14 protein-coding genes and 1 tRNA gene are annotated in these 15,626 nt (G+C 58.4%); 5 read left to right on the top strand and 10 right to left on the bottom strand.

Features of this window, described 5'->3' with window-relative positions:
* Positions 1–19 precede the first annotated feature (19 nt).
* The gene (locus tag ACGKZZ_RS04390) at positions 20–1,456 is read right to left on the bottom strand and encodes a Glu/Leu/Phe/Val family dehydrogenase (RefSeq protein WP_411222256.1); all 1,437 of its coding nucleotides are present in this window, start codon (positions 1,454–1,456) and stop codon (positions 20–22) included.
* A 299-nt stretch (positions 1,457–1,755) separates the two neighbouring features.
* Here ACGKZZ_RS04390 and ACGKZZ_RS04385 point away from each other — a divergent pair, with 299 nt between their 5' ends.
* Genes ACGKZZ_RS04385 through ACGKZZ_RS04375 form a run of 3 tightly spaced genes read left to right on the top strand, consistent with a single transcriptional unit; the run spans position 1,756 to position 4,696 of the window.
* The gene (locus ACGKZZ_RS04385) at positions 1,756–3,420 is read left to right on the top strand and encodes a pilus assembly protein TadG-related protein (protein ID WP_411222255.1); all 1,665 of its coding nucleotides are present in this window, start codon (positions 1,756–1,758) and stop codon (positions 3,418–3,420) included.
* A complete protein-coding gene (locus ACGKZZ_RS04380; RefSeq protein WP_411222254.1) occupies positions 3,417–3,956 on the top strand; it encodes a TadE/TadG family type IV pilus assembly protein in 540 nt (179 codons plus the stop codon). The genes ACGKZZ_RS04385 and ACGKZZ_RS04380 overlap by 4 nt, the downstream gene beginning before the upstream one ends.
* A complete protein-coding gene (locus tag ACGKZZ_RS04375; protein ID WP_411222253.1) occupies positions 3,953–4,696 on the top strand; it encodes a TadE/TadG family type IV pilus assembly protein in 744 nt (247 codons plus the stop codon). Before ACGKZZ_RS04380 ends, ACGKZZ_RS04375 begins: the two co-directional genes overlap by 4 nt.
* 3 nt (positions 4,697–4,699) lie before the next feature.
* Here the strand turns inward: ACGKZZ_RS04375 and ACGKZZ_RS04370 are convergent, their stop codons facing one another.
* The 7 genes from ACGKZZ_RS04370 to ugpB form a co-directional block, all read right to left on the bottom strand.
* Complete coding sequence (locus ACGKZZ_RS04370) at positions 4,700–5,173, bottom strand: hypothetical protein (protein WP_411222251.1); 474 nt, start codon at positions 5,171–5,173, stop codon at positions 4,700–4,702.
* Positions 5,174–5,265: 92 nt separating this feature from the next.
* Positions 5,266–7,065 (bottom strand): ABC transporter transmembrane domain-containing protein, encoded by a 1,800-nt coding sequence (locus ACGKZZ_RS04365; RefSeq protein WP_411222250.1) that lies wholly within the window; start codon positions 7,063–7,065, stop codon positions 5,266–5,268.
* 136 nt (positions 7,066–7,201) lie between these two features.
* Positions 7,202–7,275, bottom strand: a tRNA-Gly gene (locus tag ACGKZZ_RS04360).
* A gap of 85 nt (positions 7,276–7,360) precedes the next feature.
* Positions 7,361–8,416: a sn-glycerol-3-phosphate ABC transporter ATP-binding protein UgpC gene (gene ugpC, locus ACGKZZ_RS04355; protein ID WP_411222248.1), complete on the bottom strand. Its 1,056-nt coding sequence runs from the start codon at positions 8,414–8,416 to the stop codon at positions 7,361–7,363.
* 3 nt (positions 8,417–8,419) lie between these two features.
* Entirely contained in the window at positions 8,420–9,256 is an 837-nt protein-coding gene (gene ugpE / locus ACGKZZ_RS04350) for a sn-glycerol-3-phosphate ABC transporter permease UgpE (protein ID WP_411222716.1), read from the bottom strand.
* A 65-nt stretch (positions 9,257–9,321) separates the two neighbouring features.
* On the bottom strand, positions 9,322–10,203 hold the full coding sequence (ugpA, locus tag ACGKZZ_RS04345) for a sn-glycerol-3-phosphate ABC transporter permease UgpA (RefSeq protein ID WP_411222247.1): 882 nt from the start codon (positions 10,201–10,203) through the stop codon (positions 9,322–9,324).
* Between the two features lie 61 nt (positions 10,204–10,264).
* Positions 10,265–11,578, bottom strand: coding sequence for a sn-glycerol-3-phosphate ABC transporter substrate-binding protein UgpB (gene ugpB, locus ACGKZZ_RS04340; protein WP_411222246.1), 1,314 nt, complete (start codon positions 11,576–11,578; stop codon positions 10,265–10,267).
* 230 nt (positions 11,579–11,808) lie between these two features.
* Here ugpB and ACGKZZ_RS04335 point away from each other — a divergent pair, with 230 nt between their 5' ends.
* Positions 11,809–13,455 (top strand): thiamine pyrophosphate-binding protein, encoded by a 1,647-nt coding sequence (locus tag ACGKZZ_RS04335; RefSeq protein ID WP_411222245.1) that lies wholly within the window; start codon positions 11,809–11,811, stop codon positions 13,453–13,455.
* Between the two features lie 62 nt (positions 13,456–13,517).
* Here the strand turns inward: ACGKZZ_RS04335 and ACGKZZ_RS04330 are convergent, their stop codons facing one another.
* The gene (locus ACGKZZ_RS04330) at positions 13,518–13,997 is read right to left on the bottom strand and encodes a pyridoxamine 5'-phosphate oxidase family protein (protein ID WP_411222244.1); all 480 of its coding nucleotides are present in this window, start codon (positions 13,995–13,997) and stop codon (positions 13,518–13,520) included.
* 192 nt (positions 13,998–14,189) lie between these two features.
* Here ACGKZZ_RS04330 and ACGKZZ_RS04325 point away from each other — a divergent pair, with 192 nt between their 5' ends.
* A complete protein-coding gene (locus tag ACGKZZ_RS04325) occupies positions 14,190–14,732 on the top strand; it encodes a nucleoside/nucleotide kinase family protein (RefSeq protein WP_411222243.1) in 543 nt (180 codons plus the stop codon).
* Here the strand turns inward: ACGKZZ_RS04325 and ACGKZZ_RS04320 are convergent.
* Positions 14,729–15,625: an HAD-IIA family hydrolase gene (locus ACGKZZ_RS04320; protein ID WP_411222242.1), complete on the bottom strand. Its 897-nt coding sequence runs from the start codon at positions 15,623–15,625 to the stop codon at positions 14,729–14,731. The two genes, ACGKZZ_RS04325 and ACGKZZ_RS04320, sit on opposite strands and share 4 nt — an antisense overlap.
* Position 15,626 lies beyond the last annotated feature (1 nt).

The raw sequence follows: 15,626 nt of genomic DNA, 5'->3' as shown, positions 1-15,626 counted from the left end.
CCAATCCGGTTGTCATGTGTCAGAGGCCTTTCGCACGATAGCTGGCGGCAACTTTCTCGATCGACGCGATATAGGCGGCGGTGCGCAAATCCTCGACATCTCCGCGACCGTGCCAGATTTCGCGCATCGATTGATAGGCAATGCGCATTGTGTCATCCAACCCCGAGCGCACCAGTTCCAGCTCGTCGGCGCCGCGCAGGTACTTGGATTTGAAATCCGGCGTCATGGTCCATTTGTCGCCCAGATGATCGCTCAGTCGTTCAAGCTCTTTCACGATCAATTCGTGCCGCGCCTCTTCCTGACGGCGCTGCATCCGGCCAAAGCGTATATGGCTGAGATTCTTGACCCATTCGAAATAGGATACGGTCACGCCGCCTGCGTTGGCATACATGTCCGGAATGATGACGACGCCACGCTCGCGAAGAATGTCGTCGGCACCGGCGGTGATTGGACCGTTCGCCGCCTCGATGATCAATGGTGCCTTGATTTCATGAGCATTCTTGAGATTGATGACACCTTCCAGAGCCGCCGGGATCAGGATGTCGCACTCCTCCTCAAGCACAGCCGCACCTTCGGCGGTGTGGGTCGCATCCGGATAACCGGTGACGCCGCCATGCTTGACGATCCATTCGCGCACCGCATCGACGTTCAGACCCGCCTCGTTGAAGAGCGCGCCATCGTGTTCGATAATGCCGGTGATCTTGGCGCCGTCTTCGTCGCGCAAAAATTTTGCAGCGTGATAGCCGACGTTGCCCAAGCCCTGAATGATGACCCGCTTGCCATCTAGAGACCCTGACAAACCGGTCGCCTTGACGTCTTCGGGGTGACGAAAGAACTCGCGAAGGGCGTATTGGACACCACGGCCCGTCGCCTCGACACGACCGGAGATACCACCGGCATTCAACGGCTTGCCGGTAACACAGGCGCGGGAATTGATGTCGGTGGTGTTCATGCGCGCATATTGATCGGCAATCCAGGCCATTTCACGCTCTGACGTGCCCATGTCGGGCGCCGGTACGTTTTGCGCAGGATTGATCATGTCGCGCTTGATCAATTCATAGGCAAAGCGGCGCGTGATCAATTCAAGTTCGTGTTCATCGTATTCGCGCGGATCAATGCACAGCCCCCCTTTCGAGCCGCCAAACGGCGCTTCGACCAGGGCGCATTTATACGTCATCAGCGCAGCCAGCGCCTCGACCTCGTCCTGATTGACGGAGGGCGCGTAGCGGATACCACCCTTGACCGGCTCCATGTGTTCGGAATGAACCGAGCGATAGCCGGTGAATGTCTGTATGTGGCCCCGCAGTCGCACACCGAACCGCACTGTATAGGTGGCGTTGCAGACCCGGATTTTCTCCTCCAGACCCGGGCGCAGGTCCATCAGCGCCACGGCGCGGTTGAACATCAGGTCGACGGATTGGCGGAATGTCGGTTCGTGTGCGGGTAAAATGTTCATCGGTCCCTCCTGGGGGTTGCAGGCTCCTGCCCTCGTTCTTGATCAGCCTATGACAGCCGGCTTGATATGACACGCCTTTCTACGCTGGCGGTGTCCCGGAGTTGCGGCACCACAGACTGTCGACTGTTTCAAATCGGGCCTCAATATGCCCTACCCAAACTGAATCATCTCGTTAATTCAACATATTCCCTAATTTTTCCACAATTCCTGCCCTATTCCCGCCGTGTTTTGCGATCATTCCTGACAAAATCTAAGTGGGGTGTCAGTCCGTCTTCAAAAAGGCGGGAAAGAGGTAACTAATGATCGGATCAAGCAACCTTCTGCCAAGGCTGCCGGTCGGGAAACGGAAGAAATCCATGCTACGGTCCAGTGCGGCCGTAACACTCAGCCGCTTCGCCCGGGAAACCGAAGGCAACATGTCGATCCTCGCTTTGGCCGGATCGATGCTCATGCTGGTGTTCGGAGGCGTCGGGATCGATATGATGCTCGCCGAAGTCGAACGAACGAAAATTCAAAATACCCTCGATGGATCGGCTCTTGCTGCTGCAAATCTTGAGCAGAGGCTTGATCCGTATCTTGTTGTCGAAGACCATTTCGACAAGATGCTGCTTGGGGACACTTTGACAAGCATCGACGTGAACGAAGGCTTGAACTACCGCACCGTCACGGTCGAAGCTCACCGAAACTTTCCTGCGAACTTTCTCAAGTTGTTAAACGTTGACGTTTTACAGGCTGGAGGAACATCCCAGGCCGAAGAGCGAATTCAGAACATCGAAATCTCGCTCATCCTCGACATATCCGGCTCCATGGGGTCAAATCAAAAGATCGAAAACCTTCGGTCGTCGGCCAAAGAATTCGTCACAACCGTTCTCAATGGTCAAAACTCCGGTCTGACGACAATCAGCATCGTTCCCTACAACGCGACCGTAAACCTCGGTCCGCGTCTCGCTCCGCATTTCACGCTTACCGATGAACACGAAGCGTCGTCCTGCGTGCGGATGTACGATGCTGACTTCTTGCAAACCGGTATCTCGCCATCGAGCGAATTGCAGCGGCTCGCCCATTTCGATCCGTATTCGCTCGACGAAAACTCGGTGCAAACCACAAGTTCGTGGTGCCCAACGGATGATTATGGCGCGATTCTGCCTCACAGCAATGATCTCGACGAACTCGTGGCTCACATCGAAACGCTCGGAGCTGGTGGCAATACAGCAATTGATCTGGGCATGAAATGGGGTGTAGCTCTACTTGACCCCGCCGCACGACCAGTCGTTTCCGGTCTAATCGGCGATGGTCACGTTGTCAGCGAGGCATCCGGTCGACCAGGCGCGTACGATGCGATTGACGTGCTCAAGATCGCGGTGGTCATGACAGACGGAATGAACACCACGCAATACGATCTCAAACCGAAATATAACGGTGGCGATTCTGATATCTGGATTGACGACCGCGGCGACAATGATCCTTACAACGATCGTTTTTCGCACCGTGTCAGCAATGCGAGCGGCACATCGAACGATGTCTATTACTTGGAACGCTTCAAGAATGGCAGCTCATCTGACAGATACGCCAACGAGCCTGATGGCGGTTCGAATGCACGCCGTATGTCGAACGCCGAAGTATTTCAGCGTTGGGGCACACGCGCCTTCGGAAACAAGTTTTTCCGCAAACCCTATCAGGACGGTCGGGTAAGCTATTCCGAATACTACAACGCGTATTACTCATATGGTTCTATCGTCTCCGGAAGCCAAGCGGATGCGCGGTTGTCCAACATCTGCGAAAAAGCTCGCGATACCGGGATCACGGTGTTTTCCATCGGCTTTGAAGCCCCCGAGGAAGGACAGGCCGCGATGCGCAATTGTGCATCGTCACCTGCCCACTACTTCCCTGTTGAAGGCCTGGAAATCAGCGATGCGTTCAAGGCAATCGCTCGCACCATCAACCAATTGAGGCTGACACAATGACCCGCTTTTCGACATACCGCTTTCGCCGGTTTCTACAGAGTGATGATGGTACGATGACGGTTCCGTTCCTGATCCTCTTGCCGTTCTTTATGAGCATGATCCTCGCCACAATCGAGCTTGGCATGCTTACAATTCGCTACAACCAACTCGAACGCGCTCTTGATACCACTGTCCGCGAGGTGCGTTTGAACACGGGGGACAACACCCTCACTCATGACGCACTGAAAACAAAGATCTGTTCACAAACGACGGCACTTGAAAAATGCGAGGAAACGCTCAAGCTTGAGATGATCAAGCTCGACCTTCGCGATTGGAACGACCCGTCAGCTCTTGCAGATTGCGTCGATACTTCCGCTGCCGTGAATCCGTTGCGAACCTTCGAACCGGGTCGAGACAACGAACTCATGTATTTGCGTGCCTGCTACAAGTATATTCCCAAGATTTCGCGACCCTTCGCAGACTCCCTTTTCTCTGACGAAAACGGATACACGAAGATTGTCTCTTTCTCGGCCTTTGTTCAGGAGCCGTCGTCATGATGACCAAATCGCTTCACTTCCTACGTCGCTTTACGCGCCGCACCGATGGGAACATTCCCTTGGAAGCCGTAATTGTTTTTCCCGCACTTATGGTGATATTCGCAGCTGCTTGGCTTTATTTCGATATGTTGCGCCAAGTATCAATCAATCATAAAGCCAACTACACGATTGCAGACATGCTCTCACGTGAAACCGATATGATTGATGATTCCTATATAGACAACGCCAGGGAACTGCTGTTCCACCTCACCAAGGCTCGGGGGGATTATGTTGATCTGCGCGTTACCGCTATACAGTACAACGAAAAAGGGAAATCAACCAATGGAACGTACGATCTCGTATGGTCAGAGGCTCGCGGAGATTGGTCCGGTCTTACCGAATCGGATGTAAGCGCCCTAGCCGATCAACTCCCGATAATGGCCGCCGGCGATCAATTTATCTACGTAGAAACGCGTGATCTTTATCTGCCGATTTTCAGCAATATCGGTCTCTCTGACTTTGACATCGAGGTGTATTCATTTACACGCCCACGGTTTTCGCCGCAGATCATCTTTGAAGGCGTCAATGACGGGTCGCAAAAGCAATTCCAGAATAACGGCTGGGGGAATGGGGATCAGGATGCTCCCGGTGGATCGCTTTGCAACAACAATGCCGAAAACGCTGACGAAGGTGCTGCATCGGCAAGCTGTACCGGCTCCAGCAAAGGCGGCAACGGCAAGGGTAAAAAGAACAGCGTCTGAGGGCTAACGTTCCCTGGCAATCATCGTCGCGATGATGTCGGCCATTGGGCGGGTTTGCACACCCGGCGTGACCCCGCCCACAGCCACCCGGCGCCCGATACGCCACCACAGACCCGGCTGCCACGCTCGTGGCGCCGGGTTTTTCAATTTCAGCATAAATCCGTTGGATGGCTTGATCGACAACATGCCACGCTCAACCGAGACGATATCGTCGGTGCGCGCCAGAACGGTACCATCACTGTCGATCAGCGCGACATCGGTCAAATAGAGCTTCCGCGCCGTGGCAACGTGCAATTTTTGCGCAAACCAAAGTGCCCCTGTGCCCAGCACCACAAGAAGCGCTGTCCATCCGAAATGCGATTGCTCTTGCACCAAAGCGACGTAGACCAGAAGTCCGCCCAGCATGAGCAGCGTCGAAATTGCGATCCAGCGGCGTGGACCCGTTGGATCAACCTCGGCAATAACGTCGTTTTCCATGCGCATCCCTTGTGTCGTGCAGAACCGCCGATACCGCATTCAACCACGCATGGCGAGCGTCACCGGGTCACACGGATCGCAGAGCGGAGAAATCACTCGGCCGCGATGCCATCGGTAAATTGCAGACGCGCCAGACGCGCGTAAAGCCCGTCTTCGGACACCAATGCATCATGCGCGCCGGTGGCGACGATGCGGCCTTGATCCATCACGATGATGCGGTCCGCCTTTTTCACGGTCGCCAGCCGGTGCGCGACGATGATCGTGGTACGCCCTTCGGACAATTCGTCCACCGCCCGCTGCACGGCGCGTTCACTTTCGGCATCCAGCGCGCTTGTCGCCTCGTCCAGCAACAAAACCGGCGCGTCGCGCAGGATCGCGCGCGCGATGGCGATGCGTTGTTTCTGGCCTCCCGACAACATCACACCGCGTTCACCCAGACCGCTGTCATAGCCATCCGGCAGCGCGGTGATGAAGTCATGTGCAGCAGCGGCCCGCGCGGCTGATTCGACTTCGGCATCGCTCGCGTCGGGACGGCCAAACCGGATATTGTCCCGCGCCGAAGCGGCAAAGATCACCGGATCCTGAGGCACCAGGGCGATATGGCGACGGAAGGCATCCCGGTTGAGCGCATCGAGCCGCATGCCGTCAAGACAGACCGCGCCCGAATCCGGATCATAAAATCGCTGGATCAGCTGGATGATCGTTGTCTTTCCGGCTCCGCTTGGCCCGACAACGGCCACCGTCTCGCCCGGTGCGATATTGAGGTTCACCCCATCAAGCGCGGCAATGTCAGGACGGCTTGGATAGGCGAAATACACATCCTCGAACGTGATCTCGCCCCTGACCGGTTCCGGCAGCGTGACCGGCACTTCGGGATCGTTGACCGTATCCTCGGCATGCAGCAATTCGATCAGGCGTTCGGTGGCCCCCGCTGCGCGTTGCAATTCGCCGAAGATCTCCGAGAGCGCGGCGACACCGCCGGCAACCATGACGGAATAAATCACGAACTGCACCAGCGCGCCGGCACTCATCGCGCCGTTGCGCACATCCGTGGCACCGATCCAGAGCACTCCGACGATGCCCGTAAAGACAAGGAAGATCACGATCGCCGTCATTTGCGCCCGCGTCCAGATACGGCGGCGCGCGGCGTCAAAGCTCTTTTCGGTGACGTCAGAGAACGCCTGTTGCGACAGTTTCTCATGCGTGAAGGCCTGGACTGTCTGCACGGCAAGCAACACCTCGGATGCGCTTCCCGACGAGGCGGCGATCCAGTCTTGGTTCTCGCGGCTGAGCTTGCGCATCTTGCGGCCCAGAACGAGGATCGGCACCACGACCAGCGGAACGATCAAAAGCACCATTCCGGTCAGTTTCGCTGAGGTGAACAGCATCAACACGATGCCACCAAAGAAGATCAGCACGTTGCGCAGCGCAATCGAGATCGACGAACCGATGACGCTCAGAATGAGGGTCGTGTCGGTCGTGATCCGGCTTAGCACTTCGCCGGTCATGATTTTTTCATAAAACGACGGGCTGAGACTGACGACCCGCGCAAACACCGCTTTGCGGATATCCGCGACAACACGCTCCCCCAGGCGGGTCACCAGCGCGTAGCGCAGTGCGGTGCCCACCGCCAGAAGTGCGGCAATTCCGAGCGCTGCGGCAAAATACCGATCGAGCAATGCCCCGTCGGAGGTGTTGAAATTGTCCACCACGCGACGCACCGCCAGTGGCAGGATCAACGAGATCGTCGCCGTTGCCGTGAGCGCCAGAAGCGCTGCAACCATCAGCGTTCTATAGGGTTTCAAAAACGGCCAGAGCGCCGCCAGAGAGCCCAGTTTCTTGGACTTCTCCCGCTCTTCATTCTTGACCGGCTTGATCGTCGCGTCCGCCATCGGGAAACCTGCTTTTTTGTTGGCCCGCTTAAACCTTGGGTGGCCCGCAAGGGTCAAGCCGAAGCGCACGGAAAAGGCCGATTTGCCGCGCTGGGAACAGTTCGGCGCTCATTCGTCGCGAGAATGGAAAGAGATTTGGAGCGGGCGACGGGAATCGAACCCGTATCATCAGCTTGGAAGGCTGAGGTCTTACCATTACACAACGCCCGCTTTGTGCGGATTGACCTATGATACAAGCTGGCGGAGGTCAAGCATCCGGCAGGTCAAGAAACCCGGAAATTTTCAGCTCCCTGCCTCAAGCTTCACGCCGCAGGCCCGTATCGACGTCAAAGATATGCGCCTGCCCGGATTGAATGGCAAATTTCATACTTTGGCCGACCTCGGACATTGGATGCACACCTTGCAGGCTGGCGGTGAACTCGCTGCCAATATCAACCAGACGTCCGTGAAAGAGCGTGTTCGCCCCAAGCGGTTCGGTCATCTGCACCGCCACGTTGAGCGGGCCGTTTTCATCCGGTTCCAGGTGTTCGGGCCGCACCCCGAGTTTGACCGGCCCGTCCGCGCCGATCGCGTTAGCGACGGGCACATCTCCAAGCATCACCTTGCCGCCTCGCACCTCTGCATCCAGAATGTTCATCGCCGGACTGCCGATGAACTGCGCGGCGAAAAGTGTGCGCGGTGTCTCGTAGACTTCGAGCGGAGTGCCGATCTGTTCCGCGACGCCTGCGTTCATCACGATCATCCGATCGGCCATCGTCATCGCCTCCACCTGATCGTGGGTGACATACAACGCAGTGATGCCGAGCGTGGATTGCAACTCGCGGATTTCCAGCCGCATCTGCACGCGCAGCTTGGCATCGAGGTTCGATAGCGGCTCGTCGAACAGGAACACCGCCGGTTCGCGCACGATGGCGCGCCCCATGGCGACGCGCTGGCGTTGCCCGCCCGAAAGCTGCTTGGGCTTGCGATCCAAGAGCGGTTCGAGTTGCAAGAGCTTTGCCGCCTCCAGCACCTTCCGCTCGATCTCGGCCTTGGGCAGTTTGGCGATCCTAAGCCCGTAGCCCATGTTCTGGCGCACCGACATATGCGGATAAAGCGCGTAGTTCTGGAACACCATCGCGATGTCGCGGTCCATCGGCTCTTTCTCGTTGGCGCGCTGACCGCCGATCAGAACCTCGCCATCCGTCACCGTTTCAAGCCCAGCAACCATGCGCAAAAGCGTGGACTTGCCGCAGCCGGAGGGGCCGACGATGACGATGAACTCGCCATCCTCGATTTCCGCGCTGATGCCGTGGATCACGTCCACCGGACCAAAGCTCTTCTTGACGTCTTTGAGAGTTACTGTCGCCATGTGTTATTTCTCGCTGTCTACAAGGCCGCGGATGAACAGCTTCTGCATGCTCACAACGATGATCACCGGCGGGATCATCGCCAGGATCGAGGTGGCCAGGATGGTCGGCCAATGGGCGAAATCATCGCCCGAGGGGAACATCTGCTTGATCCCCATGACGATGGTATTCATCTCGGGATCGGTGGTGATGAGCAGCGGCCAGAGGTACTGGTTCCAGCCATAGATGAACAGGATCACGAACAGCGCCGCGATATTGGTGCGGCTCATCGGAACGACGATGTGCAGAAAAAACTGCATCGGCCGAGCGCCATCGACGCGCGCCGCTTCCGCCAGTTCGTCCGGGATCGTCATGAAGAACTGCCGGAAAAGGAACGTCGCCGTCGCCGATGCGATGAGCGGAAAGATCAGCCCTGAATAGGAGTTGAGCATCCCGAACCCGGCGACGACCTCGTAGGTGGGCACGATCCGCACTTCGACCGGCAGCATCAGCGTCAGGAAGATCAGCCAGAAGAACAGCGTGCGCGCCGGGAACCGGAAATAGACGATGGCAAAGGCCGACAGAAGCGAGATGACGATCTTGCCCACCGCGATGCCAACCGCCATCACCAGCGAGTTGAACAGCATCGTCGCCACCGGCACGTTCACCCCGGAGAACAGTGCGTTCTTGTAGTTGATGAAGAACTGGTCGCCCGGCCAGATCGGCATTGGCGGGCGGATGATGTCCTGCTGTGTGACCGTCGAAGCGACGAAGGCCAGCCAGATCGGGAAGAAGATGATCAAGATGCCAAGGATCATCAGCACATGTGTGAGCCACAACCCGGCGCCGCGCTTTTCGACCATGCCGTCGGGCTGGGCCTTGCGTGTCTTCGGCGGCACGGCGGCTGCGAGGGGATCTGCATTGGCCATCAGTAATGCACCCGTTTTTCGATGAATTTGAACTGAAGCACCGTGAGCAGGCCGACCACGATCAGCAGGATCACCGATTGCGCCGAGGACGAGCCGAGATCCTGCCCCACGAACCCGTCCGAGAACACCTTGTAGACCAGGATCGTCGTCGCCTGCTGCGGCCCACCCGAGGTGATGGTGTGGATCACGCCGAAGGTTTCAAAGAAGGAATAGACGATATTGACGACCAGCAGGAAGAACGTGGTCGGAGACAAGAGCGGCAACACGATGGTGAAGAACCGCCGCCAGAAGCGTGCGCCGTCGATCGCGGCCGCTTCGATCACCGATTTCGGCACCGCCTGTAGCGCCGCAAAGAAGAACAGGAAGTTATAGCTGATGCGGCCCCAGGCGGATGCCACGACAACCAGCCCCATTGCCTCGGTGCCGTTGAGGACATGGTTCCAGTCATAGCCAAGCTGGCCCAGATACCACGACACCACACCGACGCGCGTGTTGAACATGAAGAGCCACAGCACCCCGGCCACGGCCGGCGCGACGGCGTAGGGCCAGATCAGCAACGTGCGATAAACGCCGGCGCCCTTCACCAACCGGTCGGCGATCACCGCCAGAAACAGCGCGGGCACCATCGACACCAGTGTCACAAGGATGGAAAAAATCGCGGTGGTCAGGAATGAGGCGCGGTAGAACCTGTCGCCCAGCAGGTATTCGAAATTTCCCAGTCCTACGAATTGCGAGGACAGGCCGAACGGATCGGGAATGAACAGCGATTGCCAGATCGCCTGCCCCGCCGGGTAGAAGAAGAACACCGCCGAAATCAGAACCTGCGGCGCAATCAGCAGAAACGGCAAAAGCCAGCCTTTGAACGTGACGCGCTTTTCCATCGGCAGCCTTTCAGAGTCAAAAGGACGGCCTCGAAAGGCCGCCCGGTTTTTATATCATGGTTTAGCGGTTGGCTTGCTCAAAGCGGCGCAGCAGCTGGTCGCCGCGCTCCTTTGCACTGTCCAAAGCTTCTTGGGCCGTCTTGTCACCGGCCCACACACCTTCGAGCTCTTCGTCGATGATGCCGCGGATCTGATCGAAAGACCCGAGACGGATGCCCTTGGAATTGGCCGTCGGCTCTTTCGCGGTCATCTGCGTCACCGCCACATCGGTGCCCGGATTCTCTTCATAGAACCCTGCTTCGCGTGTGGCTTCACCAGCGGCGGTTGTGATCGGCAGATAGCCCGTATCCTGGTGCCATTGCGCCTGCACCGGAGTGGAAGACAGGTAGGACAGGAACTCGCCCACGCCCTTGTACTCTTCCGGCTCGTGCCCCTCCATCACCCAAAGCGATGCACCGCCGATGATTGTGTTTTGCGGCGCGTTGCCTTCGCCTTCCCAATAGGGCAGCGGGCGTACATCGAAATCAAACTCGGCCTCGGCCTTGATCCCGGCATATCCGGCGGAGCTTTCGGTAAAGAGCGCGCATTCACCAGAGCGGAAATTCGCGCCGCCCTCGTTGCGACGTCCGGTGTAGACAAACTTGCCGTCCTTGGCCCACTCACCCATCTTCTCGATATGCTTGACCTGCGTCTCGCCGTTCAGAGCCAGTTCGGTATCTGTGCCGACAAAGCCGTTGTCTTGCGTTGCGAAAGGCACATCGTGATAGGCCGAAAGGTTTTCGAGATGAATCCAGCTCTGCCATGCGGTGACAAGCGGACATTCCTCCCCACCTTCCTTGAGTTGCGTCAGAACCTCGTCGACCTTCTGCCATGTTGACAGATCCGTGTCAGGATCCACACCCGCCGCTTCCATCGCGTCGCGGTTCACCCAGAGAACCGGCGTCGAGGAGTTGAAGGGCAGCGACAGCATCTGTCCGTCAGTCGTTGTGTAGTAGCCCTTGACCGAGCCGATATAGGCATCGGGATCGAATTCCGCGCCGCTTTCCTCCATCACTTCGTAAACCGGACGGATCGCCCCCTTGGCGCCCATCATCGTCGCGGTTCCGACCTCGAACACCATCAGGATGTGGGGTTGTTCACCGGCGCGAAACGCTGCGATACCGGCGTTCAGGGTTTCGGAGTAGTTCCCCTTGTGGCTGGCGACGACCTCGTAATCGTCCTGCATCTCGTTGAAGTCTTCGACCTGCGCCGCAACCAGTTCGCCAAGCCGGCCCGTAAAGGCGTGCCAGAACTGAATCTCGGTCTGCGCGCTGGCCACGATCGGCGTCAACGCCGTGGATCCGGCAGCTAGTGCACCAAGCATGAATTTTTTCATTATATCCTCCCGCGCACCAAATTCGGTGCTGTCTTGCGGCGGGTCATCTCCCCGCCTTGGTTCGTCGTGCCATGACGATACATGCGGCAAAAAGGAATGCAAGCGCGGGAAAAGCGAAAATTCCCGAAAATTATGGAAGACTTACGGCCGCGTCACACCCGCGCTTGGGTTTGCCCTTCGCCCGGAACGCGTCTAGCGTCTCGAAAACCGATACAACTTCTGGAAACGCCATGTCATCCCAAACGCCCCGCCGCGCCGCGGACCATCTTGTCGATCAACTTCAGGCCCAAGGCACCGACGCCGTCTTCGGTGTTCCCGGCGAAAGCTATCTGCCGGTACTGGATGCCTTCTACGGCCGCGAACAGAGTATCCGCTTTGTCACCTGCCGTCAGGAAGGCGGTGCTGCGATGGCGGCGGATGCTTATGGCAAGCTGACCGTGCGTCCGGGTATCTGCTTTGTCACGCGTGGTCCCGGTGCCACCAATGCGAGCGCCGGAGTGCATGTCGCGTTTCAGGACTCCACCCCGATGATCCTGTTCATCGGTCAGGTCGCCCGCGACATGATCGACCGCGAGGCATTTCAGGAAATAGACTACCGGCGCATGTTCGGCCAGATGGCCAAATGGGTGGCGCAGATCGACGACGCGTCGCGGATTCAGGAATATGTCAGCCGCGCATACCGCACAGCGATGTCGGGGCGCCCGGGGCCGGTCGTGCTCGCCCTGCCCGAAGACATGCTTTACGACGAGATCACCCCGCCGCCCGCTCCGGCGCGCATCGAAACACCACGCTTTTCGCCCGCGCCCGCAGCGATGGATGCCTTGAAAGAGCGGCTGCGCAACGCAGAACGACCGCTGGTGCTGGCCGGTGGCGGCGGATGGACGGCTGAAGGGATTGCAGCCCTGCAACGCTTTGCCGAAATTCAGGGTGTGCCGGTGGCCGTGTCACTGCGCAGTCAGGCGGTATTTGACAACGACCACCCCAACTATATCGGCCATTTCGGTGTCGGAGCCACGCCCTACCTCGCGGACGCTCTGGCAGACACCGATCTTCTGATCGCCGTCGGCCCAAGATTGGGAGAGATGACCACGGGGGGGTACAGCCTTCTCAAGCCGCCTGTGCCGGATCAATCGCTGGTTCACGTGTTTCCCCAATCCGAAGAGATCGGCCGGGTCTATGAGCCGGACATCGCGCTGGTGTCGGACTTGCAGAGCTTTTGCGTCGCCGCCGCCGAATGGGACCAGATCGCGCGATCCGGTAGTGCGAACCGTACGAAAGACCTGCGCCAACAGTACGAAACCTTCAACGATCCCGCCTCGGTCCCGGATGATCCGCTGGCGCCCATGTTTGCGCATCTTGCCGACGTGCTTCCCGTCGACGCGATCGTGTGCAACGGCGCGGGCAATTATGCCGGATGGCTGCACCGCTTCTATCGCTACCGCGCACCCGGCTCGCAATTGGCGCCGACATCCGGGTCGATGGGCTACGGCCTGCCGGCAGCGATTGGGGCCGCGATATGCGCGCCGGGCCGCACGGTTGTCGCGATCGCGGGGGACGGCTGTCTGATGATGACCTGTCAAGAACTGGCAACAGCGGTGCATCACGGCCTGAACCTGATCGTCATCGTGATCGACAATGCCCGCTTTGGCACCATTCGCGCGCATCAGGAACGCGAATACCCCGAGCGCGTGTCCGGCACTGCGCTGACCAATCCGGATTTCTGCGATTTCGCGCGCTCGTTCGGGGCCCATTCCGAAAGGGCAGATGATCTGCAAAGCTTTTCGTCGGCCTTGGAAACGGCCCGCGCACGCGGTGGCGTGTGCCTCATTCATGTGCCCGCCGATCCGGCGTATCTGTCGCCCGGAAAGAAGCTGTGATGGCTCCACGAAAAAAGCCCGCCAATTCTGGCGGGCCCCGTTTCGGTTTCGCGTTCGCGGTGTCAGAGATCAAGCTTCTTGTTCTCGCCCAAATCCGGAGCTGAATCGCCGAAATAGGCGCGGGTCAGCTCGATGGCCGAAGCGATTTTGCCCTTGTCACTGTCCCAGTATTCCGCCTGACTGGGATTCACCGTGATGACGGCGGCGTCCGCACTGTCGGGGTCATCGCCGAAAAAGGCCTTGGCATATGGCCCCCACATCTCACGCAGCTTTTCCTTGTCGTAGCTGACAAGACCCCGGCCCGACACCGACGCGTAGACGTTGTTGTCAGGGTCGGCAAAGCTGAGGTTCAGGTCACGATCGGATCGGAGTTCGTGCACCTTTGCGCTGTCGCGGTCGGTGATGAAGGAGATCGTGCGCGCTTTGGCATCGACATTCGGAGCCATCGGCCGCGACCGCAGGCTGCCATCGTCTTCGGTGGTGACCATGCACACCCGCATGTCGTCCAGGATTTCCCAAAAGCGTTCATTCTTGTCTGTCATGTCGCACCTCATGTTTGCAGGTTTCACATGACAAACTCAAAGCCGCCACAGTGGTTCCACTTGCGCCCCAATGTTGACAGCCGCCTCTCGCGCATCGCTTGATGGGATACCGAGCATGGATGTTGAAAAGTGACCCCGACCGAAATTGCGAAGCGCATAGCGAAAAGTCCGTTTCAAGGACGGCGCCGTATTGTGGCGCTTGCCGGGCCACCGGCGAGCGGCAAATCCACACTTTCACAGTCCATAGCCGCGCAACTTTCTGGCTGCGCGGTCGTTCCGATGGACGGGTTTCACCTCGACAACACACTACTCAACAAACGCGGGTTGATCGAGCGCAAGGGCGCGCCCGAGACGTTTGACGTTGCTGGCTTTGCCCACCTTCTGAGCCGGCTGAAGAACGAGCGCGAGGTGGTTTACCCTGTGTTCGACCGCAGCCTCGATAAGGCAATTGCCGGTGTCGGTCTGGTAGGGGCGGACACTGAGACAGTCATCGTGGAAGGGAACTATCTTCTGCTTGATACCGGCGAATGGGCCCGTCTTGGCGCGCTCTGGGATTTCACCATAAAGCTCAACGTTCCAGAGCAGGTATTGCGGCAACGGCTGTTGAAGCGCTGGCGGGATCACGGGTTCACCGAAAGCGCGGCACGTCAGAAGACAGAGGGGAACGACCTGCCGAACCAGCGGATTTGCGTCCAGCACAGCCGCGCTGCCGATCTTGATGTGGGCGAAATCTAGGGGCGGGTGATGGTAAAGGTCGGAACGATTCCGGATCGGCGGATTGCAGACTCCACGTCGTGACCGGCGAAGAACCCGAAATCCGTCACAAGCGCCGACGCGATCCCGGCGGTCTGCGCGCCCAGAATATCGGTGTGCAGGCTATCGCCCACCATCAGCACCCGCGATCTGTCGCTATTGCGCAATTTGGCGAAAGCCATGTCATAGATGTTGGCGAAAGGCTTGCCGAAGAACTCCGGCGAAACGCCCGTCCGGTCTGCCAACAGATGTGCAAAATGGCCGGGTTCGGTGGAAAAGCCGGTCTCTCGCGGGGCGACGATATCGGGGTTGGCAACCAGCATCGGGCGCGGATTGGATGACATTGATTTTTCCAACAGCTGTTGCTGCGCATGCGTCCAGGTTGCGCTGCCGACTAGAAGAAAGCCATCGACCGCATCATAGGTGTCAGGCTCACTCTCAAGCAATGTCAGATCAAGCGCCCCCAGATCCGCGAACTGCGGCATCTCTCCGGCCATGACGCCCCAGCGGCACGGTTTTTTTCGGGCGAGCCCCGTGACCATCGCCATGCGGCTGGTGAGGATATCCTCTGCCGCGAAATCATAGCCAAGCCGACGGTATTTCGCGACCAGATCGGACACCGGAACGCTGGCGGCGTTTGACACCACGATGACGCGTTTTCCCGCCGCCCTCAGATCATCAATCCGTTCGCGCGTCCCGGCGATAGCGGTTTCGCCGATGTTGAGCACGCCAAACGCGTCCAGCAGAAAAACGTCAAAGCGATCCGCGATGTCGGCAATCGTGCCGACCTGTTGGTGCGCCGTTTCGGTCGCAGTCACCGCTGGAAGGCGGTGGCGCACGGCTTCATAGGCGGCAAACGCGGTTTCAGCGGTCATT

It is taken from the genome of Marivita sp. S2033, assembly GCF_046592965.1.
Classification (GTDB): Bacteria; Pseudomonadota; Alphaproteobacteria; order Rhodobacterales; family Rhodobacteraceae; genus Marivita.
Note: the sequence above shows the minus strand (reverse complement) of the source record. Positions and strands in the feature narration are given on the sequence as shown.